This window comes from Acidimicrobiales bacterium (assembly GCA_016716005.1).
Taxonomy (GTDB): Bacteria; Actinomycetota; Acidimicrobiia; order Acidimicrobiales; family JADJXE01; genus JADJXE01.
This window is the reverse complement of the sequence record JADJXE010000001.1, coordinates 2,325,664-2,347,078: the sequence shown is the minus strand read 5'-3', so window position 1 is coordinate 2,347,078 and position 21,415 is coordinate 2,325,664. Positions and strand designations below refer to the sequence as shown.

Here is a 21,415-nt window from a genome sequence, read left to right as displayed (position 1 = left end):
GGCCCGGACGTCAGCCCTGCCAGGTCATCGGCTCGAACACCTCGCGTGCCGGGGCCACGATCGTCGGGTCCGGCGGCTGCACCACCGAGGTGTCCTTCCCCTCGTACGGAAGGGCCGACAGCACGTGGCGGATGACGTTGAGCCGGGCCCGCTTCTTGTTGTTGGCGTTGACCACCGTCCACGGCGCCACCGCGGTGTCGGTGGCCGCGAACATGGCCTGGCGGGCCTGTGTGTAGGCGTCGAAGCGCTGCGTCGCCTGAGCGTCCATGGGGCTGAGCTTCCAGGTCTTCAGCGGATCGTCCTTGCGGGCCTCGAGGCGCCGCTTCTGCTCGCCCCTGTTGATGGCGAGCCACAGCTTGAACAGCCGGACGCCGTCGTCGACCAGCCACTCCTCGAACTCGGGAGCCTGCCGGAGGAACCGGATGTACTGCTCGGGGGTGCAGAAGCCCATCACCCGCTCGACGCCGGCCCGGTTGTACCAGGAGCGGTCGAAGAGCGCGAGCTCGCCCGCGGTGGGCAGCTGGGCCACGTAGCGCTGGAAGTACCACTGGCCCTTCTCGGTCTCGTTGGGCGTCGGGAGGGCGACGTGGCGGGCGAACCGCGGGTTCAGGTGCTCCATGAACCGCTGGATCGTGCCGCCCTTGCCCGCGGTGTCGCGGCCCTCGAACACGAGAACCACGCGCTGGCCCGTGCCGATCACCCAACGCTGGGCCTTCACCAGCTCGATCTGCAGCCGGAGGAGCTCGGCCTCGTAGTCCTTGGTCGCCATCTTGGGCGGCACGGGGAGGTCCCTCTCGTCGCGGATCGGCTCCTCCTCCCAGCTCGGGCCCGGCTTGCCGCCACCGTGCTCGTGGTCCTTGTGATGCTTGTCGTGCTCGGCCATGGGCCCATCATCCCCTGCCGGGGCGAGCGAGCGGGGGGCGCACGGTGAAGGCGGCGGCGCGTCCCGGCCCGACGGGCCGCGCAGCATCGCCGGGCACCGGCGATGCGTCCGCGAGACTCCGTCGGCGTGGCCCCGCCGCACCGCAGCCCGACCAGCCCGATCGTGTGGGTGCTCCTCGGGGCCGTGCTCGCGCTGGGTGCCGCGGTGGCGGTGCTGCTCCTCACCGGCGCCGGGGGCGAGACGGACCGCCCCGCCGCCACGACAACGGTCTCCACGTCGTTCCCGACGACGACGACGGCGGCCACCTCCTCGCCGGCCAGCAGCACCGCCACCGCCCGCCCACCGACCACCACGAGCACGTCCACCACCGCCACGACTGCGACGACGACCACGACGACCACCGCCCCGGCCCCCTCGACGACGGTGGCCCCGGGGCCCGGCACCGCGCCGGCCGAGGTGGTCGCCGGGGTGTTCAACGAGCGGGCCAACGCCGAGCGCCAGGTCGAGCGGCTGCAGGCCGACGGCTTCGAGGGCTTCGCGATGGTCGACGCGGGCGGGCCGCCCTACCCGGTGATCCGCAGCGGCCTCACCCTGGCCGAGGCCCAGGACCTGGTGACCGCGCTGGGCGACGCCGGGATCGAGGCCCGGGCCCGACCCGCCACCTGAGCCGCGACGACCGCACCTTCGGGCGCGGCCGAGCAGCGGCCACCCGGGTACGGTGCCCCATGCCCTACCGCACGCTCGGCCGCACCGGCATGAAGGTGTCCACGCTCTGCCTGGGCAGCATGATGTTCGGCCCCTGGGGGAACCCCGACCACGACGACTGCGCCCGCATCATCGACCGGGCCCTCGACGCGGGCATCAACTTCGTCGACACCGCCGACGTGTACTCGGCCGGCGAGAGCGAGGTGATCACCGGCAAGGCGATCAGGGCCCGGCGCGACGACGTCATCCTGGCCACCAAGTGCCACTTCCCCGTGGCGACCGGGCCCTTCGCCCCGCACCCGGCTCCCAACACCCACGGCAACAGCCGCCGCCACATCGTCCGGGCCTGCGAGGACAGCCTGCGCCGGCTCGACACCGACTGGATCGACCTCTACCAGATCCACCGGCCCGACCCTTCCACCGAGATCGACGAGACCCTCGGCGCGCTCTCCGACCTGCTCCACCAGGGGAAGATCCGGGCCTTCGGCTCCTCGACCTTCCCGGCCGACCAGATCGTCGAGGCCCAGTGGATCGCCGACGAGCGCCACCGCGAGCGCTTCCAGTGCGAGCAGCCCCCGTACTCCATCCTCGTGCGCTGGGTGGAGCGCGACCTGCTCCCGGCGGTGCACCGCTACGGCATGGGCGCCATCGTGTGGAGCCCCCTGAACGGCGGCTGGTTGTCGGGCGCGTACCGCCACGGCATGGAGCAGCGCACCGAGGGTCGGGCCGCCGTCCAGCCCGGCCGCTTCGACCTCTCCGACCCCCACAACCAGCGCAAGCTCGACCTGGTCGAGCACCTCCAGCTGCTGGCCGACGAGTGCGGCCTGCCGCTGGCCCACCTGGCCCTGGCCTGGGTGCTGGAGCACCCCGCCGTCACGTCGGCGATCATCGGCCCCCGCACCATGGACCAGCTCGAACGCCTGCTCGGCGCCGACGATCACCGCCTCCCACCGGCGGTGCTCGACCGCATCGACGAGCTGGTGCCCCCGGGCTCCACGGTGCAGCCCGGCGAGGCCATGTGGGAGCCGCCCCACCTGCGCGACGCCTCGCTCCGGCGACGCCACCGCTGAGCCCGGTGATGCCGGCCACTCGCTTCGACCGCGACACCGACGTCCGCTCGCGTGGCGACGGCGTCTTCGAGGGGCGCATCGACCGGGGCTGGTGGATCGAGCGCGGCCCGAACGGCGGCTACGTCGCTGCCCTGGTGCTGCAGGCCCTGGCCGGGGCCGTCGACGACCCCGACCGCAGCCCGCGCTCGCTCACCGTGCACTACCTGGCCCCGCCCCGCGAGGGCCCGGTGCGCGTCGAGACCGCCATCGAGCGCCAGGGCCGCTCCCTCACCTTCGTGTCGGGCCGGCTGAGCCAGGACGACCGGCTGCTCGCCACGGCCGTGGCCGCGTTCGCGATCCCGATGCCCGGCCCGACCTTCTCCGACATCGCCATGCCCGACGCCGTGCCCCTCGACCGGGCCGAGCCGCTCCGCCTCCCGGCGGGCACGGTGCCGATGCGCGACCGGTACGAGTCGCGCTGGGCGGTCGGCCACCCACCGTTCTCGGGCGCGCCCCAGGCCGTCGCCGGCGGGTGGATCCGCCTGGTCGAGCCCCGGCCGGTCGACGCGCCGGTGGTCACGGCCCTCACCGACGCGTGGATGCCACCCGTCTTCTCCCGCTTCAGCGAGCCCATGGCCGTGCCCACGGTCGACCTCACGGTGCACTTCCGCACCGCGCTCCCCCACCCCGGCATGGCCGACGACGACTTCTGCCTCACCGTGTTCCGCTCGCAGGTGGCCGCCGGCGGCTTCATCGAGGAGGACGGCGAGGTGTGGAGCCCCGACGGCGTGCTGCTCGCCCACTCCCGCCAGCTGGCCGTCCTGCTCCCCGTAGGGTGAGCCCATGAGCGACCCCTTCCCCGACCGGCACCTCGGCCTCCGGGACAAGATCGCGTGGATGGTCGAGACCAACGGCTTCGCCATCGAGCCGGTGCTCGCCCGCCCCGACGACGACCCCCCGCAGCCCGGCTACACGTATACGGTGGGCTTCGAGACCACCTTCGGCCACCCGGAGGTGGTGATCTTCGGGCTGACCCCGGTGGCCGCGAGCGGCCTGCTGCGCATGATCGGCGCGCACCTCGCCGGGGGCGGCGGCCTCCCCGTCGACGACGAGTTCGTGGGCCTGCTCGACAACGACCTGCGCTCGGCGCTCCTCCCGGTCGACGTGGAGGTGCGGGGCCACCTCTTCGATGGGGCATCGCTCTGGTACCGGGACCAGGGCTACCGGGTGCTGCAGTTCGTGTGGCCCGACCGCAACGGCTGGCTCCCCTGGGAGCCGGGCTTCGACCGGCGCCTCAGCCTGGCCCAGCCCGTGATCGGCGTGCGAGCCGAGTAGCTCGGTCGGCCGACAGCGGGTCGGCTCGCGTTCTCTGCACGGCAGAGGTCGGCGGTCTCCGACGGATCCGGTGCACAGAACGGCCGAGCCCGGGGCCCCCGGCCCGACGGCTACTGGCGGAGGCGGGCGATGAGCCGCAGCATCTCCAGGTAGAGCCACACGACGGTCACCATGAGCCCGAGGGCGGCGAACCACTCCATGTACGCCGGGGCCCGGCCCTCCACCCCCCGCTCGACGATGGCGAAGTCGATCATCAGGTTCAGCGACGCGATGACCACGGCGATGACGCTGAAGATGATGGCGCCGGGGCCGCTCCCGTAGACGAAGCTGAGGTCGACCCCGAACAGGCTGAGGACGAACGCGACCAGGTACATCAGCATCAGCCCCGCGGTGGCCGCGACCACCCCCATGATGAAGCGGTTCGTCACCCGCACGATGCGCAGCGCGTAGATGGCGAGCACGACGAGGAACACCGACGCGGTGGCCATCACGGCCTGCAGCACGATGCCGTCCCACTGGGCCTCGAAGGCCTTCGAGACGGCACCGAGCACGACGCCCTCGGTGATCGCGTACAGCGGTGCGGCGATGCGCGCCGCCCGCGGCCGGAAGCTCCCCCACAGCACCAGGCCGAGTGCGGCGAACAGCGGGAAGATGATCCAGCCGGGGATCTCGACCTGGCCGGCCGGGCCGGTGCTGGTGAGGGCCCAGCCGATCCCGCCGCCCACGAGGAGCAGCACGAAGCACACGCCGACGGCGAGCATCGTGTTGCCGTACGTCATCACCCGGGCCTCGGTGGCCGGCGCTCCGACACCGGCCGCACCCCACCCGGTGCTGGCTGCGGCGGTGTCTGCCGCGGCGAAGCCCGGCCGGAGGTCTTCCTCGCTGAAGCCCCTCGTCAGGACGGGGTTGGACATCACGTGCCTCCTCGGCTGCGGACCCCCTGATGCTAGGTGCGCCGCGGCCGCTTCCGGGCCTCGGAGGCGGCACCGCCACGCCCCGGGGCGCGACGATGCCTCCCGACATGGACGACACCCCCGCGGCGCCCGCCCGCTACGAGCGCCACCCCGGCGACTCCGTGCGCGTGGTGCTGGGTCTGATGCTCACCGGCACGGGGGTCCTCGGCCTGGCCCTCACCAGGGACGCGATCGCCGGGCTGGAGAGCGACCTCTACCGGCTCCTCACCGGCTTCCCCGAGCCCCTCGTCCGCATCGTGCTGGCCATCGTGCAGGTGGCCCTGCTGTCCGCGCCGGTCGCCGTGGTCATCGGGATCATCCGCTACCGGCACTGGCGCGCCGCCGTGATGGCCCTGGTCGCGGCCACCGCCACCACCGCCATCCTGTTCGGGCTCCACTCGCTGCTCGGCCGCCCGGGCGAGGCGGTGGCCGTCGGCCAGGGGGCCCTCGACCGCTCGGCCGTCCTGGCCCCCGACTTCCCCCGCAGCATCGTCGTCGCGGCCACCGTCGCCGCAGTCACGGCCGCGTCGCCGTGGATCACCCGGCCGTGGCGCCGCGCCTTCTGGGCTCTGGTCGTGCTGGCCGTGATCAGCCGGCTGCTGAGCGGCACCGAGCTCCCGCTCGACATCTTCACCGCGCTGGCCGCGGCCTGGACCATCGGGTCGGCCACCCTCGTCGCGTTCGGCTCACCCCGGCCCCGCGGCGAGTCGCCGGAGGTGGTGCGGGAGGCGCTGCGCGCCAACGGCCTCGACGTGGTCGAGCTGCGCCTGGCCCCGGTGCGCGGCCGGGCCCCGGCGCCGTTCTTCGCGTCGCTCGCCGGCGGCGAGCGGCTGTTCGTGAAGGTCCTCGGTCGCGACCAGCGCGACGCCGACCTGCTGGACAAGCTCTACCGCTACCTGCGCTTCCGCGGCATCGAGGACGAGGCCCCGTTCCCGACGGCGAAGCGGGCCATCGAGCACGAGACGCTCTGCGGGCTCTTCGCCGAGCGGCTCGGGGCCCGCACCCCGTCACCCCGGCTGCTGGCATCGGTGGGGCAGGGGTCCACCCTGCTCGCCCAGGACGCCGTCAGCGGGGAGAACCTCGACGAGGCCCCGCCCGAGCGCCTCGCCGACGCCGCCCTCCACGCCGTCTGGGAGCAGGTCGCGATCATCCACGGGGGTCGCGTCGCCCACCGCGACCTGCGACTCGCGAACGTCATCCTCGACCAGGCCGACCAGCCGTGGCTCATCGGCTTCGGCTTCGCCGAGGTGGGCGCGTCGGAGCGCCGGCTGGCCATCGACGTGGCCGAGCTGCTCTGCTCGACCGCCCTGGTGGTGGGCGCGGCCCGCGCCGTGGCGGCGGCGGTGGAGGTGCTCGGCACCGAGCCGGTGGCCGCCGCCCTCCCCTTCCTGCAGCCCCCGGCGCTCAGCACGGCCACCGCCCGCGGCCTCCGCCGCCGGAAGGGCCTGCTGGCCGAGGTGACCGAGAAGGCGTCGGCCGCCACCGGCGTCGAGGCCGTGGAGCCCGAGAAGCTCCAGCGCGTGAGCGGGCGGAGCCTGCTCATGACCGGGCTGCTGGTGGCGATGTTCTACATCCTGCTCCCCCAGCTCGGCGACGTGCCCGCGAGCATCGAGGCCCTCGAGGACGCCACCTGGGGCTTCCTGCCCTTCGTGCTGGTGCTGGCCGGGGCGAGCTACCTCTCCAGCGCCTTCGTCTTCATGGGCACCGTCGATGCCCGCCTCCCGGTGTGGCCGGCACTGGAGGCCCAGCTGGCGTCGGCCTTCGTGAACCGGGTCACGCCGGCCAACGTGGGCGGCATGGCGCTGCGGATCCGGTTCCTGCAGAAGCGCGGCATCGAGGCGGCTGCCGCGGCATCGGCCGTCGGCCTCAACTCGGGCGCCACCGGCCTGGTGAAGACCGTGCTGCTCGTGGTGTTCGTCGTGCTCACCGGGTTCGGCAGCCTCGGCGGCTTCGACGTCTCCGGCGTCGTCTGGGCCCTGGGCGGCGTCGTGCTGCTGCTGGCCGTCGGCTGGGTCGTGCTGTTCGGCACCGGCTGGGGCCGGGCCAAGGTGGTGGAGCCCCTCCTCCGCTCGGTCCGCCACGCGCTCCGCAACCTCCAGGCCGTGCTCACCTCGCCCTCCAAGGTGGTGCTGGTCGTCGGCGGCTCGATCGGCATGTACCTGGCCAACATCGCCGCCCTCTTCCTCACGGTGGAGGCCTTCGGCGGCGGGGTCTCCTTCAGCAGGGTCGCGGTGGTGTACCTCGGGGGCACGACGATCGCCGGCGTGGCCCCCACCCCGGGCAACGTGGGGGCGGTCGAGGCGGCCCTGGCCGCGGGTCTCTCGGCTGCGGGGATGGACTCGGCGGTCGCGCTGTCGGCGGTGCTCGTGTTCCGCCTCGCCACCTACTGGCTGCCCACGCTCCCCGCGTGGGGGGCCTTCCACGCCATGGAGAGGGCGGGCGAGATCTAGCCCGCCGGCGGACCGGGGCGGCCGCCCGCACCGGGCTCGCCCGGGCGGCCCGTCTCGGCCTCGCCGGTGAGCAGCTCGATGTCGGCCGCGGCCAGCTCCTCGAACCCGAGGGGCCGCATGGCCAGGTCGACGGCCGCCCAGACGAGCGTCCACGACGGGTAGGTCACGAGGGGCTCGACCACGGCGATGACCGAGCAGACGGCGAGCAACGGGACCACCGGCACCTCCGGTGCCGTCGCCGCGGCGACGGCCAGCAGGAGGGCCCCGAAGGTCAGGCAGGTGAACACGATCGTGAACGTGACGCCGCCCAGCCCGAACCCCTGCTCGCGGCGGAACCGCAGGCCGCACCCCGGGCACGTGGGCCGCAGCACGAGCCAGCGCTCGAACAGCCCCCGGCGCCCGCACCGCGGGCACCGGCGGCGGGCGCCCCGCCACAGCATCGCCACCAGGATCCTGCGGTCGGGGGGCGCCTCGCCGTAGCGCCGGCGCTCGGGCCTCATGCGGGCATGCTCGCGCTCCCGAGGGCCCCGCATCGCCGGGCTGGCGGCCGCGGCCGGGGCGGGCGACACTCCCGGCGTGCAGGTCGCCGACGCGGTCAAGGCGTTCGTCGCCGTGTTCCCGGCCGAGTTCCCGGACAAGACGATGGTGGCCACGCTGCTGCTGACGACCCGGTTCCGCCGTCCGCTCGCGGTGTGGGCGGGCGTCGCCGCCGCCTTCGCCGTCCACGTCGCCGTGGCCGTGACCGCCGGGCGCCTGCTGTCGCTGCTGCCCGAGCGCCCGGTCGAGCTGGTCGTGGCGGGGATCTTCGCGGTGGGGGCGGTCCTCCTCGTGCGCGAGGGCGCCGAGCGGGAGGACGGAGAGGTCGACCCCACCGCCACGGCGACCGGCTTCTGGGCGGTGTGGGGTGCGTCGTTCGGTCTGGTGTTCCTGGCCGAGTGGGGAGACCTCACCCAGCTGGCGACGGCCAGCCTGGCCGCCAGCACCGGCGACCCGTTGGGCGTGGCCGTCGGGGCGCTGGCCGCGCTGTGGCTCATCGCGGCGCTGGCGACCCTGGCCGGCTCCGCCCTGGTGCGGGTGCTGCCGGTGCGCACCATCCGACTCGTGGCCGCGGCCGTCTTCGCGTTGCTGGCCGTCGTCACGCTGGTCCAGGCGATCGGCGCGTGACCACGGCCCGGCCGCCCACCGCCGACCGGCCGCCCTGGCGGCGGATCGCGGCGCGCGCCGTGATCGTCGGCGTGCTCACCGTCCAGGTCGCGGTGATCCTCGCCGGCGGCGGTCCCCACCACGTGTTCGCGTTCCGGATGTTCCCCGAGGCGAGCACCTGGCAGGCCGACGTCGTGCGGGTGACGGCCGACGGCCGACGCGTGCCGGTCGAGGAGTCGTGGGCCGGGTACAGGTGGAGCGACCTCGTCACCGACGGCAGCCTGGGCACGCCCCGGGGCGAGCGACACGCCGACAACGGCCTCGACAGCGTGCTCGACGACCTGCAGCGCGCGCTCGACTGGGTGGCGGCCTCCACGCCCGCCGACACCGAGACCGTCTCGTACGAGGCGACGGTCCGGGTCTCCCGGAACGGCCACGACGAGGAGGTCGTCGTCCTCCGCAGCCGCCGCCCGGGCGGCGGCCCGGCGTCGTCGACCGAGGGCACCGGACCCGGGGCGGCCCCGTGACCGCCGTCGAGCGCCGGCCGGGAGGCGTGGGCCGGCTGCGGCGCCTCGACGCCCACGTGGACGACGTCGGGAGCATCCGGGCCGTCGCCCTGCTGCGGATCGCCCTCGGCCCGGTGGTCCTCGTCCACCTCGACCCGTTCCTCCGGCTGGTCGCCGGGGGCCGGTCGTACGACACCCAGTTCTGGTCGCCGTACTGGGCCTGGTACCCGGCCCCGCCCCGCTGGCTGTACGCGGCCCTGCTCTGGGCGGCCGCCGCGGCGGCGGTGGCCCTGACCGTCGGCCTGCTGACCCGCCTGGCGGCCGTCGTGACCACCGGCGTGGTCGCCTACAACCTGTTCCTGTCGACGACCCACTTCCACCACAACCGGGCGTTCCTGCTCGTGCTGCTGCTGGGGGTGACGATCGCCCCGAGCGGCCGGGCGCTGTCGATCGACGCCTGGCGGGCCGGACGGGCCGGCCGCCCCCCCACCGACCTGGCACCCCTCTGGCCGCTCTACCTGCTGCGAGCCGAGGTGTCCCTGGTGTACCTGGCCTCCGGCGGCAGCAAGCTGCTCGACCCCGACTGGTGGGGCGGGCGCGTCACGTGGCTCCGGGTGGTGAGGGTGCAGGACCAGGTGGCCGCCAGCCCCGTCGGCTGGGCGACCGACCTGCTGGCGGACCGGTCGTTCCACACCGGTGCGGCCAAGGTCATCGTGCTGACCGAGCTGTTCATCGGCCTCGGGCTGTGGGGGAGGCGGACCCGCCTGGCGGCCGTCTGGGTCGCCGTGGCGTTCCACCTGTCGATCGAGATCAGCGCCCACGTCCAGGTGTTCAGCATGGCCGCCCTGGCGGCGCTGGTGATCTGGGCCGTGCCCCGCACGCGCGACCGCACCCTCCTGCTCGCCCAGGGCCCCTCGGCACCCCGCGCCGCGCACGTGCTGGGGCAGACCGTCCGGGCCCTCGACTGGCTCGCCCGGTTCGACCTGCGGCCGGCCGCACCGGGCGACCCACCCGTCACCCTCGTCGACCGCGACGGCACCGTGCTCGAGGGCCGAGCCGCTGCGCTGCTGGCCCTGAGCCGCCTCCCGGTCACGTTCTGGCTGGTCGCGCCCCTCATCGCCCTCGGGCGGCTCAGGAGCGCCGGTCGCGCCGCTCGGCGATGAGGTGGGCCACCAGGCCGGTCCAGCCGGTCTGGTGGGAGGCGCCCAGCCCGGCGGCGTCGTCGCCGTGGAAGTACTCGAAGAAGAGCAGGTTGTCGCGCCAGGCCGGGTCGACCTGGAACCGCTCGGTGCCGCCGAACACCGGCCGGCGGCCGTCGGGGCCGCGCAGGAAGACCGAGATCAACCGGCGGCGGAGGTCGTCGGCGGCCGCGAGCAGATCCACCTCGTGCCCGGAGCCGGTCGGCAGCTCCACGGTGAAGCGTTCGCCGAAGTGGGCGCCGTAGCGGTGCAGGGCGTCGACGAGCAGGGCGTTGAGCGGGAACCACACCGGTCCCCGCCAGTTCGAGTTGCCACCGAACATGTCGGTGGTCGACTCGGCCGGCTCGTAGTCGATGGTGGCGTCGCCGTGGGGGAGATGGAGCGTGTAGGGGTGCTCGAGGTGCCAGCGCGACAGCGACCGGACGCCGTGGTCGGAGAGGAACGTGCGCTCGTCGAAGGCGTGGGCGAGCAGGGAGCGGAGCCGGTCGGGGTGCACGACACCGAGCAGCAGGCGAGCCGTGCCGTCCGGGCCGAGCTGCAGCTCGTCGCTGTCGACGAGCTGCTCGTACGTGCGCCGCTCGCGCCGGAGGAGGCGGTTGAACCGCTTGCCGAGCACGTCGACCTTCCCCACCAGCTCCGGAGGGAGGCCCACCGCGGGCAGGAGCGGCAGGAGCCCCACGATGGAGTGAACCTCGACGGTCCGCGTGGTCCCGTCCTCCAGCCGGAGCTGGTCGAAGTAGAGGCCCGCCTCGTCGTCCCACATGCCCTGGTCGTTCATCGCCCCCGCCACCGACGCGAAGTGCTCCAGGAACTTCACGGCGATGTCGGCGTACGCCGGGTCGTGCCGGGCGAGGGTGATGGCGATGGCCAGCATGGAGAGGCAGTAGTACGCCATCCAGGAGGTGGCGTCGCTCTGCTCGAGCTGCTCGCCCGCCGGGATGTGCGACCGGTCGATCGGCCCGATGTTGTCGAGACCGAGGAAGCCGCCCTCGAACAGGTTCGAGCCGTCGGCGTCCTCCCTGTTGACCCACCACGTGAAGTTGAGCAGCAGCTTGTGGAACACCCGCTCGAGGAAGTCGGTGTCCCGACCGCCGTCGATCATGAACACCTTGAACGCCGCCCAGGCGTGCACCGGCGGGTTGACGTCGTCGAAGCTCCACTCGTAGGCGGGCAGCGCGCCGTCGGGGTGCTGGAACCACTCCCGCACCATCACCAGCAGCTGGTACTTCGCGAAGGCCGGGTCGATGTGCGCGAACACCACCGCGTGGAACGCCAGATCCCAGGCCGCGAACCACGGGTACTCCCACGGATCGGGCATCGACAGCACGTCGGCCGCCTCGACGTTGCGCCAGCGGGCGTTGCGGCCCGTGAGGCGGCTGGCGGGCGGCGGGGGCTGGCCCGGATCGCCGTCGAGCCACCGGCTGACGTCGTAGCCGTAGTACTGCTTCCCCCAGATCATCCCGGCGAAGGCCTGGCGCATCACCATGCCCTCGTCGTCGGACGCGTCGAGGGGCGTGAGCTCGGCGTAGAACTCGTCGGCCTCGGCCCGACGCTGGTCGAGGACCTTCGAGAACCCCTTGCCCAGGCCGCCGCTGGGCGCCACCCCGTCGGCGGCGAGCGCGCCCAGGCGGAGCCGCAGCTCGACGGTGCCTCCCGCCTCCACCGGCACCTGGTACCAGAGGGCCGCCTTGGTGCCCTCCCGGGCCGGGTTCACCGTGGCCGCGCCGGACACCACGTGATCGTTGATCCCGTCCTTGGGGAACCGGGCGACGGCGGGCCCTCCGAACAGGCGAGGCACGTTCGTCTCGTTGTCGCAGAACAGCGGCGTGGGCACGGCGCCGTCGGGGCCGGGCCCGCCCCGCAGCGCGTACCGGCCGAGCTCGGGGTGATGGGCCACGACGGCGTCGCCGTCGCATCGCACCGACGGGCGGGGGGCGCCCGGCTCCCACGTCCACGTGTTGCGGAACCACAGCGAGGGCAGCACGTGGAGCGTGTCGGCGTCGGGCCCGGCGTTGGTGACGCGCACCCGCACGCACAGGTCGGTGGGGTCGGCCTTGGCGTACTCGACCTCGACGATCCAGTACCGGTCGTCGTCGAAGGCGCCGGTGTCGAGCAGCTCGTACTCGGGCTCGTGGCGGCCCCGGCGGGCGTTCTCGGCGACGAGGTCGTCGTACGGGAACGGACGCTGCGGGTAGTGGTAGCGCCAGCGGAGCCAGGCGTGGCTGGGCACGGCGTCGAGGTACCACCAGTACTCCTTGGCATCCTCGCCGTGGTTGCCCTGCGGGCCGGTGAGGCCGAAGACCCGCTCCTTCAGGATGGGGTCGCGGCCGTTCCAGAAGGCGAAGGCGAAGCAGAGGCGCTGGAACACGTCGCACACGCCGGCCAGCCCGTCCTCGCCCCAGCGGTAGGCCCGCGACCGGGAATGGTCGTGCGGGAAGGAGCTCCACGCGTCGCCGTCGGCGCTGTAGTCCTCGCGCACGGTGCCCCAGGCCCGCTCGCTGAGGTAGGGACCCCACAGGTACCAGGGCGTCGCCTCGCCGAGGGCATCCTCCGGCCGCCCGAACCCCTGCACCCGCTGGCGCTCGACGCTGCTCACCGCGCCAGGTTGCCACGGCCGACCGGCGGGCCGCTCCGGCCGCCGCCCGGCCGCGCGAGCATGGCGGCCATGCCGGCGTTCACCCCTGAGCACGAGCTGTTCCGTGCCACCGTCCGCGAGGTCGTGGCCCGCGAGATCGACCCCCACGTCGACGCCTGGGAGGCGGCGGGGGTCTTCCGCGCCCACGAGCTGTTCCCGAAGCTGGGCGCGCTCGGCCTGCTGGGGCTGGAGTACGACCCCGCCTACGGCGGCCAGGGTGCCGACCACCTCTTCACGGTGATCCTGGGCGAGGAGCTCGGGCGGGCCGGCTGCGCGGGGGTGCCCATGGCCATCTCGGTCCAGACCGACATGGCCACCCCGTCGCTCGCCCGCTTCGGCAGCCACGAGCTGAAGGAGCGCTACCTGACCCCGGCGATCAGGGGCGAGATGGTGTGCTCCATCGCCGTCACCGAGCCCGACGCCGGATCCGACGTGGCCGGGCTGCGCACGCGCGCCAGCCGCGACGGCGACGAGTGGGTGATCGACGGCACCAAGCTCTACATCACCAACGGCACGCAGGCCGACTGGCTCTGCCTCCTGGTGCGCACCTCGGGCGAGGGCGGCCACCGGGGCATGAGCCAGATCGTGTTCCCCACCGACACGCCGGGCTTCACGGTGAGCCGCAGGCTCGACAAGCTGGGCAACCGCTCGTCGGACACCGCCGAGCTGTCCTTCGTCGGCTGCCGCGTCCCGGTGGCCAACACCATCGGCGAGGTCGGCCGCGGCTTCCAGCAGCAGATGCAGCAGTTCCAGAACGAGCGGATGATCGCCAACTACCTGGCCATCGGGTCGATGAGCCGGGCGATCGAGCGCACCAAGGACTACGTGCACCAGCGCCGGGTGTTCGGCAAGCCGCTGGCCGAGAACCAGCACCTCCAGTTCCGGCTGGCCGAGCTGGTCGCCGAGGTCGACGTCCTCCGCCACTACAACTACGCCTGCGCCGACGCCTACCTGCGCGGCGAGGACACGACCCGCTTCGCCACCATCGCCAAGCTGAAGGCCGGCCGGCTGCTGCGCGAGGTCGCCGACACGTGCCTGCAGTACCACGGCGGCGTCGGGTACATGGAGGAGACGTGGACGGCACGCTACTTCCGCGACAGCCGCCTCACGTCGATCGGCGGCGGTGCCGACGAGGTGATGCTGCGCACCCTGGCCCGGCTGGAGGGGTTCGGCGGCGGCTGATCCCGGGCGGTCTCAGACGCCGACCACGGCCACGCGGTCGACGCCCCGGAGGATGTCTCGCAGCTCCTGCACGCGCCCGGTGAGCACGACGGCCGGATCGCCCCCGACGAGGGCCTCCGCCGCGACGAGCGCATCGACCGCGTCGCCCCGGCCGCCGGCCCGCTTCCGGAGCCAGCCGGCCAGCCGGGCCACGTCCTCGTCGACCACCTCCGGCCCGGCCCCGCCCATCAGCCCGCGGAGGGCGCGCTCGAGCTCGGGCTCCCGGCCGTTGGCGGCCGCCACCACGTCGGCGACCACCGGAGCCGGCACCACGACCACGCCCCCGTGCTCGGCCATCCACCGCACCCAGGCCCGGGCCCGGCCGGCCGGGCCGAGCAGGGCGAGCACGGCGCCGGCGTCGAGCACCAGCCGGGCCCCGGCGGCGGCGCCGGGCGGCCGGCGGGCCGGCAGCCAGGACGCCGCCAGCTCCACCTGGCCGCGCTCCTCGGGCTCGGGCCCGCCGTGGGCCGCGTCGAGCTCGTCGCACAGGCGGAGGAGCCGCAGGCGGGCCATGCCTTCAGATCGGCCGTCCGGGCCGGAGGGTGAGCCGACGCCCCCCTCCGCGATCAGCCCCCCGTGCCGGTGCGGCGGGCGTAGTCGGCCAGGTCGGTGTCGGCCTGGGCCTTGGTGGCGGCCATCATCTCCTCGGGCGTCATCTGGCCGGCGAACACCCGCTCCAGGTTCTGCTGCATGGCGTCGCGGATCTGGCGGTACGGGCCGATGACCGGGCCGGCGCTGCCCGGGTTGAGCGCCCCCTCCACCAGCTGGTCGTAGGCCACCCGGAACTCGGGCCGGGCCCCCCACGCCTCCTGGATCACCGGCTCCTCGATCTCGGACTCGCGGATCGGGATGTAGCCCGTTCCCACGCTGAAGTCGGCGTGGTTCACCGGGTCGTTCAGCCACTGGATGAAGTCCCACGAGGCGGCGATCTCCTCGGCCGACTTGTCGGCCACCATCCACAGGGCGCCGCCGCCCACCATCACGCCGCCGTCGACCGTGCCGTACGCGGGGAGGGGGGCGATGCCCACCTTCACGGTGTCGGGGTACGTCGACTCGGCCACGCTGAACACGGTGGCGAGGGCCGCGGTGGTGTTGATGGTCATGGCCGACGGCTCCTGCTGGTCGACCAGCTTGAGCAGGTTGTCCTGGCCGTTCACGTTGAGGCCCACGTTGATGGCGAGGCCGTCGTCGACCATGTCGTTCAGCCACTGGACCACACCGACGCCCAGCTCGTTGTCGAAGAGGGCCTCGGTGGCGCGGGCCGCCCGGCCGTTCTCCTCGTTCACGTAGAGCTCACCCGAGATGGCGAACTGCTGCTCGACCCACTCCCACGGCGTGATCCCGAACGACAGGCCGTAGGACGCGGCACCCGAGTCGACGATCTGCTGGCTCATCTGGCGGAGCTCGTCGAACGTGGTGGGGGCGACGTCGGGGTCGAGGCCGGCCCGCTCGAAGACGAGCTTGTTGTAGTAGAGGATCGGGTTGGAGACGTTGTAGACCATCGGCCACATCACGTCCTCGACCGTGTAGTACGCGAGGAGGCGGGGCAGGTAGTCCGACGTGTCGTAGCCGGACGCCTCGATGCACGACTGCACCGGCAGCGTCGTCTGCGAGTCGATCATCAGCTGGGTGGCGGTGTCCTCCAGCTGGATGATCTCCGGCCGGTCGCCGGGTGACGCGGCTCGGTACTTGTCGAGGTTCTCGTCGTAGGAGTTGTTGAGCACCAGGTTCACCTGCACCGTGTCCTGGGCGGCGTTGTACCGGTCGACGAGGGCCTGGATGGTGGTGCTCACCTCGCCGCCGGGCACGCCCCACCAGAAGTCGATGCTCACCGGCCCGCTGGCCGACTCGAGGGCGTCGACCGGGCACTCGGGCAGGGCGGAGTCGCCGCCGCCGCCCTCGGTGGTCTCGGTGCCCGACGAGCCCCCACCGTCGTCGTCGTCGCCGGAGCAGGCGGCAGCCACCAGGGTGAGGGGGAGCAGCACGCCGAGGATCACCAGCAGCAGGCGCTTGGGTCGGGGCACGGGGGACCTCCGTGGTCGGGGCTCAGCCCTTCACGGCGCCGGCGGTGAGCCCGCGGATGAGCTGGCGCTGGAAGAGCAGGAGCACGAGGAAGATGGGCAGGGCGGCGATGACCGTCCCCGCCATGATCAGGTTGATCTCGTCGATGTTGGTGGAGGCCAGCTGGCGCAGGCCGATCTGCACGGTGCGGTAGCGGTCGGTGTTGGTGACGAGGAGCGGCCAGAGGTACTGGTTCCAGGCCGACAGGAAGCTGAACACCGCGAAGGCGCCGATGGCGGGCCGGGCGAGGGGCACGGCCACCTTCCACATGAAGCCCCAGTGGCCGAGGCCGTCGAGGGCCGCCGCGTCGCGCAGGTCGCGGGGCACCGACAGGAACACCTGGCGGATCAGGAAGGTGCCGAAGGCGGCGGCGAGGAACGGCATGATCAGGGCCGGGTACGAGTCGATGACCCCGAGGCTCTGGATCGTGTCGACGTTGGCGATGATCGTGGCCTCGGCCGGCACCATGAGCGTGGCGATGAACACGAAGAAGATCACGTTGCGCAGGGGCATCTGCAGATAGGCGAAGGCGTAGGCGGCGAGGATCGCCGTGAACACCTGCGCCGCGGTGATGCACATGGCCACGATGGCGCTGTTGAGCAGGTACTGGTCGAGGTTGCCCACCCGCCAGGCCTCGCGGATGACGTCGAGGGTGAGGTTGGTGGGGAACAGCGACCGGGGGTAGTCGAGCACCTGGGCGCCGGGCTGGATGGCGCCCACCAGCGTGACGTAGATGGGCAGGAGCACCACCACGGCGACGACCGCGAGCAGCAGGTAGCGGCCGGCCAGGCGCAGCCCGTGCACGACCTGCGCCCCGCCCGACGGCCGCGGCAGCCCGCCCGCGGCGGTCACCCGGTCAGCTGCCGTAGTGGACACGACGCTCCAGCACCCGGAACTGCACGACGGTGAGCACGAGCACGATCACGAACAGCACCACCGCCTGCGCGGCGGCCGCGCCCTGGTCCACGTTCTGCCCGAAGGCGTTGCGGTAGATCGAGTACACGATCACGTTGGTGCGCTCCAGCGGGCCGCCCTGGGTGAGCAGGTCGATCTGGCCGAACGACTGGAACGCGTTGATGGTCAGCACCACGAAGCCGAACAGCAGCGTGGGCGACAGCAGCGGCAGGGTGACGTTGGTGAACTGCCGCCAGCCGCCGGCGCCGTCGATGCGGGCGCTCTCGTACAGCTCCTCGGGGATCGACTGCAGCCCCGCGGTCATCACCAGGAACGTGAAGCCCAGGTTCTGCCAGACGGTGGTGAGCCCCACGGCGAGGAGCGCCCACGTGGGGCTCCGCAGCAGGCCCGGGTTCTTCAGGATCTCGAACGGCAGGATCTGGGTGAGCAGGCCGATCGAGGGGTTCAGCAGCACCAGCCACATCAGCGACGCGACGGCCACCGAGGTGGCGACCGTCGACGAGAAGGTGGTGCGGAAGAAGCCGATGCCCCGCAGCTGCTTGTGGGCCAGCACCGCCAGCCCGACGCCGAGGGCCAGGCCCGTGGGCACCGTGTAGAGGGCGAACAGGATCGTCACCTTCAGGGAGTTGCGGAACTCGGAGGAGCCGAGCACGTCGCCGTACTGCCGGAACCCCACCCAGCTGCGGTTGCCGCCGAAGAAGTCGGTCTCGAAGAACCCGAGCCACACCGTGCGGGCCATCGGGTAGAAGACGAAGACCCCGAAGACCACCAGCGAGGGCAGGAACAGGAGCAGGCCGAGGAGGCGCTCGCGCGTGCGGCTGCGCGACAGCGGGGCCGCATCCGACAGGTCGACACCCTCCGTGGCCGTGGTGGGGATGGTGACCTGGGCCATCAGTCGATCCGGGCGCGGCTGACCGCGTCGAACAGGTGGAGGTCGTCGATGGTGGCGGTGAGCCACACCTGCTCGCCCTCGACCGGCGTCGGCCGGTGGGAGGGCACGCGGACCGTGACGGTGGTGCCGTCTTCCACGCGGCACAGCACGTGGCGCTCGTGGCCCAGCGACTCGACGACCCGCACCGTGGCCGCGATGCCGGTGTCGGGCGAGAAGCCGAGGTGCTCCGGCCGCACCCCCACCATCACGTCGGTGAGGCCCCGCTCGGCCACGGCGTGGGCGAGGCGGGGCGGGAGCGGCACGCTCCCCCCGGGGAGGGCCACCGTGCGATCGCCGTCGGCACCGACCACCGTGCCGGCGACCACGTTCATGGGGGGGCTGCCGATGAACTGGGCGACGAAGACGCTCGCGGGGCGGTCGTAGACCTCCTGGGGCGCGCCCACCTGCTGCAGCACGCCGGCCAGCATGATCGCCACCCGGCTCCCCATGGTCATGGCCTCGACCTGGTCGTGGGTGACGTAGACGAAGGTGGTGGCCAGCCGCTGGTGGAGGTCGATGAGCTCGGCCCGGGTCTGCACGCGCAGCTTGGCGTCGAGGTTCGACAGCGGCTCGTCCATCAGGAACACGGCCGGGCGCCGCACGATGGCGCGGGCCAGGGCCACCCGCTGGCGCTGCCCGCCGGACATCTGGCCGGGCTTGCGGTCGAGCAGCTCGGTGAGCCCGAGGGTGGTGGCCGCATCGGTCACCAGCTGGTCGCGCTCGGCCTTTGGGACACCGCGCGTCCTGAGGGGGAACTCGATGTTCTGCCGGGCGCTCTTGTGGGGGTAGAGGGCGTAGCTCTGGAACACCATGGCGATGTCGCGGTTCTTGGGCTCGATGCCGTTCACGACCCGGTCACCGATCGTGACCGTGCCCGACGTGGGCTCCTCGAGGCCGGCGATCATCCGCAGCAGCGTGGACTTGCCGCACCCCGACGGGCCGAGGAGCACCAGGAACTCCTGGTCCTCGATGTCGAGCGACAGGTCGTCGACCGCGATGACCGATCCGAAGCGCTTGGTGACGTGGTCGAGCAGCACCTGCCCCATCGCCGCCCGAGCCTAGGGGACGCGACCCGTCGGGGGCGTTGCCCCCGGCTGCACGGGAGGTTGCCCCCCCGTGAACGGTCCGCAACGCCGGCCGTTCGCGGGGACGCCTCCACCGCGGCCCGTGCGGCCGCCGGCGGCCCCAGGGCTAGGCTCCACGGCCGTGGAGCAGCAGGAGGCCCGGGACCGTCTGGAGGCCGAGCGGTCGAGGCTCGACTCGGTGCGGGCGAGCATCGCCGAGGACGACATCGGCGGCGAGACCGAGACGGCGAGCATCGCCGAGCTGTCGTCGGCCGCGCAGCACCAGGCCGACCTCGGCACCGAGACGTTCGAGCGCGAGAAGGACCTCTCGGTGCTCGAGCAGGTCGAGATCGAGATGGCCGACGTCGAGCACGCCCTGCTGCGCCTCGACGACGGCACGTACGGCACCTGCGAGGCGTGCGGGCGACCCATCGACGACGCCCGCCTCGAGGCGCTCCCCGCGGCCCGCTACTGCGTGGCCCACCAGCGGCAGGCCGAGGGCGGCCTGCCGCTGCGCTAGCGGGCCGCTCCGCCACCGTGCCGTTCTCGTCCGGGCGCCCGCTCGCCGTCGAGGTCTGCCGCCCCGGTGAGGCGACGGTCCGGCTGCCGCTGCCGGCCGGCGGCGCCGTCGCGGTGGGCGGCGTGGAGCTCCGGGTGGCGGTGGCCGACCAGCGGGTGGGCTGGAGCGTCGCCAACCCCGGCCCGGCGCCCGTCTCCCTCGACGCCGTCCGGCTGGTGGTCGACCTGGGCACGACCACCGGTCCGGTCCGGTTCCTCCAGCACGGCCACCAGTCGTGGTCGCCCTGCGGGGTGGGGGTGCTGGGGGTCGACCGCGACCCGTCCACGACCCCCGGCTCCATCGACCTGGTCCGGGGCATCTACCACGCCGACCCGGCCGTGGCCGGCCCCGGCGAGCTGCGCTCCGAGCTGGTCACGGTGCTGCGGGTGGGCGACGGGCACCCGCTCGTCGTCGGCTTCGAGGGAGCGGCCGGGCACGACGGCACGTTCCGGCTGCGGCCCGCCGGCCCCGCCGGCACCCCCGAGCTGGCCGCCGAGGCGTTCCTGGGCGGGGCCGTGGTGGGCGCCGGTGAGCGCCGCGACCTCCACGGGGTGGAGTGGGAGGAGGGCGCCTCGGCCCCTGCGCTGCTCGACACCTGGGCCGCCCGCTTCGGCGAGGCCGGTCGGGCCCGCGTCGCCGCGCCCTACCTGGTGGGCTGGTGCTCCTGGTACCACTACTTCACGGGCATCACCGAGGCCGCCTTCCGCGACAACCTCAGCCGGGCCGTGGAGTGGCCCTTCGACGTGTTCCAGCTGGACGACGGCTACCAGCCCGCCGTCGGCGACTGGCTGCGCACCAACGACGACTTCCCGTCGGATCTCGACGCCATCGCCTCCGCCGTGGCCGCCGCCGGCCGCACCCCCGGCATCTGGCTCGCCCCCTTCGTCGCCACCCTCGACGCCGCACCGGTCCTGGCCGATCCGGCCCACCTGGCCCGCGACGCCCGCCACGACGGGCCGAACCTGGCCATGGTGAACCCGGCGTGGGGCGGGTCCGTCTACGGCCTCGACACCACCCGCCCGGAGACGCTCGCCCACCTCGAGCACGTCGCCCGCACCCTGGCCGACGCCGGGTTCGGGTACCTCAAGCTCGACTTCCTCTACGCCCCCACCCTGCCCGGCCGCTACGCCGACCCGTCGCGCACCCCGGCCCAACGGCTGCGCCTCGGCCTCGAGGCGATCCGTCGCGGCGCGGGCGACGACACCTTCCTGCTGGGTTGCGGCTGCCCCCTCGGCCCGGCCGTCGGCCCGGTCGACGGCATGCGCATCGGCCCCGACGTGGCACCGTCGTGGCTACCGGCGGCCGACCAGTTCATCCCCCCCGGCTACGACGCGGTCGTGCCGTCGACCCGCAACGCCTGGCGATCGGCCCTGGTGCGGAGCTTCCAGCATCGCCGTCTGTGGGTGAACGACCCCGACTGCCTGATGCTGCGCACCACCGACACCGCCCTCACCCGCGACGAGGCCCGGGCCTGGGCGCTGGCCGTGGGCATGAGCGGGGGCATGGCCCTGGTGTCCGACGACCTGGCCCTGCTGGGCGCCGACGCCGAGGCCCTCCTCGAGGAGGTGGTGGAGCTGGGACGCACGGTCGACGACGCCGCCCGCCTCGGGCCCGCCCCTCGTTGCGACGACGTGCTGGAGCACGCCTGGCCCCGGCGGCTGTCGGCCGCCGGCCTCACCCTCGACGCCGACCCCGACCACCCGGAGCGCCTGCGGCTCGGGCGCTCCTGAGCGGCACCCACCGGCGCGGGGCCATCGCGAGCGACGCGGCGGGGCCCGCCCCGGAGGGCGGGCCCCGTGCTCAGCG

At 73.5% G+C, this 21,415-nt stretch carries 20 protein-coding genes; 11 read left to right on the top strand and 9 right to left on the bottom strand.

Translation table 11 applies throughout. From position 1 onward, the window contains the following. Positions 1-10: 10 nt before the first annotated feature. Positions 11-970, bottom strand: coding sequence for a polyphosphate kinase 2 (gene ppk2 / locus IPM45_11560; GenBank protein MBK9180177.1), 960 nt, complete (start codon positions 968-970; stop codon positions 11-13). A gap of 39 nt (positions 971-1,009) precedes the next feature. On the opposite strand from ppk2, the gene IPM45_11555 reads away from it, so the two are divergent. Genes IPM45_11555 through IPM45_11540 form a run of 4 tightly spaced genes read left to right on the top strand, consistent with a single transcriptional unit; the run spans position 1,010 to position 3,972 of the window. Then, positions 1,010-1,549, top strand: a complete 540-nt coding sequence (locus tag IPM45_11555) for an SPOR domain-containing protein (GenBank protein MBK9180176.1) — start codon at positions 1,010-1,012, stop codon at positions 1,547-1,549. Positions 1,550-1,608: 59 nt separating this feature from the next. Next, positions 1,609-2,658: an aldo/keto reductase gene (locus IPM45_11550; protein ID MBK9180175.1), complete on the top strand. Its 1,050-nt coding sequence runs from the start codon at positions 1,609-1,611 to the stop codon at positions 2,656-2,658. Positions 2,659-2,666: 8 nt separating this feature from the next. Beyond that, a complete protein-coding gene (locus tag IPM45_11545; protein ID MBK9180174.1) occupies positions 2,667-3,476 on the top strand; it encodes a thioesterase family protein in 810 nt (269 codons plus the stop codon). Positions 3,477-3,480: 4 nt separating this feature from the next. After that, positions 3,481-3,972 (top strand): DUF4262 domain-containing protein, encoded by a 492-nt coding sequence (locus IPM45_11540; protein MBK9180173.1) that lies wholly within the window; start codon positions 3,481-3,483, stop codon positions 3,970-3,972. 110 nt (positions 3,973-4,082) lie between these two features. Here IPM45_11540 and IPM45_11535 read toward each other — a convergent pair whose 3' ends face one another. Then, a complete protein-coding gene (locus tag IPM45_11535) occupies positions 4,083-4,886 on the bottom strand; it encodes a Bax inhibitor-1/YccA family protein (GenBank protein ID MBK9180172.1) in 804 nt (267 codons plus the stop codon). Positions 4,887-4,993: 107 nt separating this feature from the next. Here IPM45_11535 and IPM45_11530 point away from each other — a divergent pair, with 107 nt between their 5' ends. Further along, positions 4,994-7,375 carry a flippase-like domain-containing protein gene (locus tag IPM45_11530; GenBank protein ID MBK9180171.1) on the top strand — a complete coding sequence of 794 codons (2,382 nt, stop codon included), beginning with the start codon at positions 4,994-4,996 and terminating at the stop codon, positions 7,373-7,375. On the opposite strand, the gene IPM45_11525 is transcribed toward IPM45_11530, so the two are convergent. Beyond that, on the bottom strand, positions 7,372-7,875 hold the full coding sequence (locus IPM45_11525; GenBank protein MBK9180170.1) for a DUF983 domain-containing protein: 504 nt from the start codon (positions 7,873-7,875) through the stop codon (positions 7,372-7,374). The two genes, IPM45_11530 and IPM45_11525, sit on opposite strands and share 4 nt — an antisense overlap. Between IPM45_11525 and IPM45_11520 the strand changes: the two genes are divergently transcribed. The 3 genes from IPM45_11520 to IPM45_11510 are packed head-to-tail and all read left to right on the top strand — an operon-like array spanning position 7,874 to position 10,187. After that, positions 7,874-8,539 (top strand): TMEM165/GDT1 family protein, encoded by a 666-nt coding sequence (locus IPM45_11520; GenBank protein ID MBK9180169.1) that lies wholly within the window; start codon positions 7,874-7,876, stop codon positions 8,537-8,539. The two genes, IPM45_11525 and IPM45_11520, sit on opposite strands and share 2 nt — an antisense overlap. Next, positions 8,536-9,045: a hypothetical protein gene (locus IPM45_11515; protein MBK9180168.1), complete on the top strand. Its 510-nt coding sequence runs from the start codon at positions 8,536-8,538 to the stop codon at positions 9,043-9,045. Before IPM45_11520 ends, IPM45_11515 begins: the two co-directional genes overlap by 4 nt. Continuing rightward, positions 9,042-10,187, top strand: a complete 1,146-nt coding sequence (locus IPM45_11510) for an HTTM domain-containing protein (GenBank protein MBK9180167.1) — start codon at positions 9,042-9,044, stop codon at positions 10,185-10,187. The genes IPM45_11515 and IPM45_11510 overlap by 4 nt, the downstream gene beginning before the upstream one ends. Here IPM45_11510 and IPM45_11505 read toward each other — a convergent pair. Beyond that, on the bottom strand, positions 10,156-12,795 hold the full coding sequence (locus IPM45_11505; protein MBK9180166.1) for a glucosidase: 2,640 nt from the start codon (positions 12,793-12,795) through the stop codon (positions 10,156-10,158). The genes IPM45_11510 and IPM45_11505 overlap by 32 nt on opposite strands. A gap of 93 nt (positions 12,796-12,888) precedes the next feature. Here IPM45_11505 and IPM45_11500 point away from each other — a divergent pair, with 93 nt between their 5' ends. Beyond that, a complete protein-coding gene (locus IPM45_11500; protein ID MBK9180165.1) occupies positions 12,889-14,040 on the top strand; it encodes an acyl-CoA dehydrogenase family protein in 1,152 nt (383 codons plus the stop codon). 12 nt (positions 14,041-14,052) lie between these two features. On the opposite strand, the gene IPM45_11495 is transcribed toward IPM45_11500, so the two are convergent. From IPM45_11495 to ugpC, 5 genes are read right to left on the bottom strand one after another with little or no spacing between them, the layout of a single operon-like run. Continuing rightward, complete coding sequence (locus tag IPM45_11495; protein MBK9180164.1) at positions 14,053-14,592, bottom strand: PIN domain-containing protein; 540 nt, start codon at positions 14,590-14,592, stop codon at positions 14,053-14,055. Between the two features lie 53 nt (positions 14,593-14,645). Beyond that, positions 14,646-16,103 (bottom strand): ABC transporter substrate-binding protein, encoded by a 1,458-nt coding sequence (locus tag IPM45_11490; GenBank protein ID MBK9180163.1) that lies wholly within the window; start codon positions 16,101-16,103, stop codon positions 14,646-14,648. A 22-nt stretch (positions 16,104-16,125) separates the two neighbouring features. Next, positions 16,126-16,992, bottom strand: coding sequence for a carbohydrate ABC transporter permease (locus IPM45_11485; GenBank protein ID MBK9180162.1), 867 nt, complete (start codon positions 16,990-16,992; stop codon positions 16,126-16,128). Between the two features lie 4 nt (positions 16,993-16,996). Then, positions 16,997-17,947, bottom strand: a complete 951-nt coding sequence (locus IPM45_11480) for a sugar ABC transporter permease (GenBank protein ID MBK9180161.1) — start codon at positions 17,945-17,947, stop codon at positions 16,997-16,999. Next, on the bottom strand, positions 17,947-19,032 hold the full coding sequence (gene ugpC, locus IPM45_11475) for a sn-glycerol-3-phosphate ABC transporter ATP-binding protein UgpC (protein ID MBK9180160.1): 1,086 nt from the start codon (positions 19,030-19,032) through the stop codon (positions 17,947-17,949). Before ugpC ends, IPM45_11480 begins: the two co-directional genes overlap by 1 nt. Before the next feature lie 160 nt (positions 19,033-19,192). Between ugpC and IPM45_11470 the strand changes: the two genes are divergently transcribed. Together IPM45_11470 and IPM45_11465 are read left to right on the top strand one after the other, a co-directional pair. Continuing rightward, positions 19,193-19,570 carry a TraR/DksA C4-type zinc finger protein gene (locus IPM45_11470; GenBank protein MBK9180159.1) on the top strand — a complete coding sequence of 126 codons (378 nt, stop codon included), beginning with the start codon at positions 19,193-19,195 and terminating at the stop codon, positions 19,568-19,570. Between the two features lie 17 nt (positions 19,571-19,587). Further along, the gene (locus IPM45_11465) at positions 19,588-21,339 is read left to right on the top strand and encodes an alpha-galactosidase (GenBank protein ID MBK9180158.1); all 1,752 of its coding nucleotides are present in this window, start codon (positions 19,588-19,590) and stop codon (positions 21,337-21,339) included. The last annotated feature ends 76 nt before the right edge of the window (positions 21,340-21,415 follow it).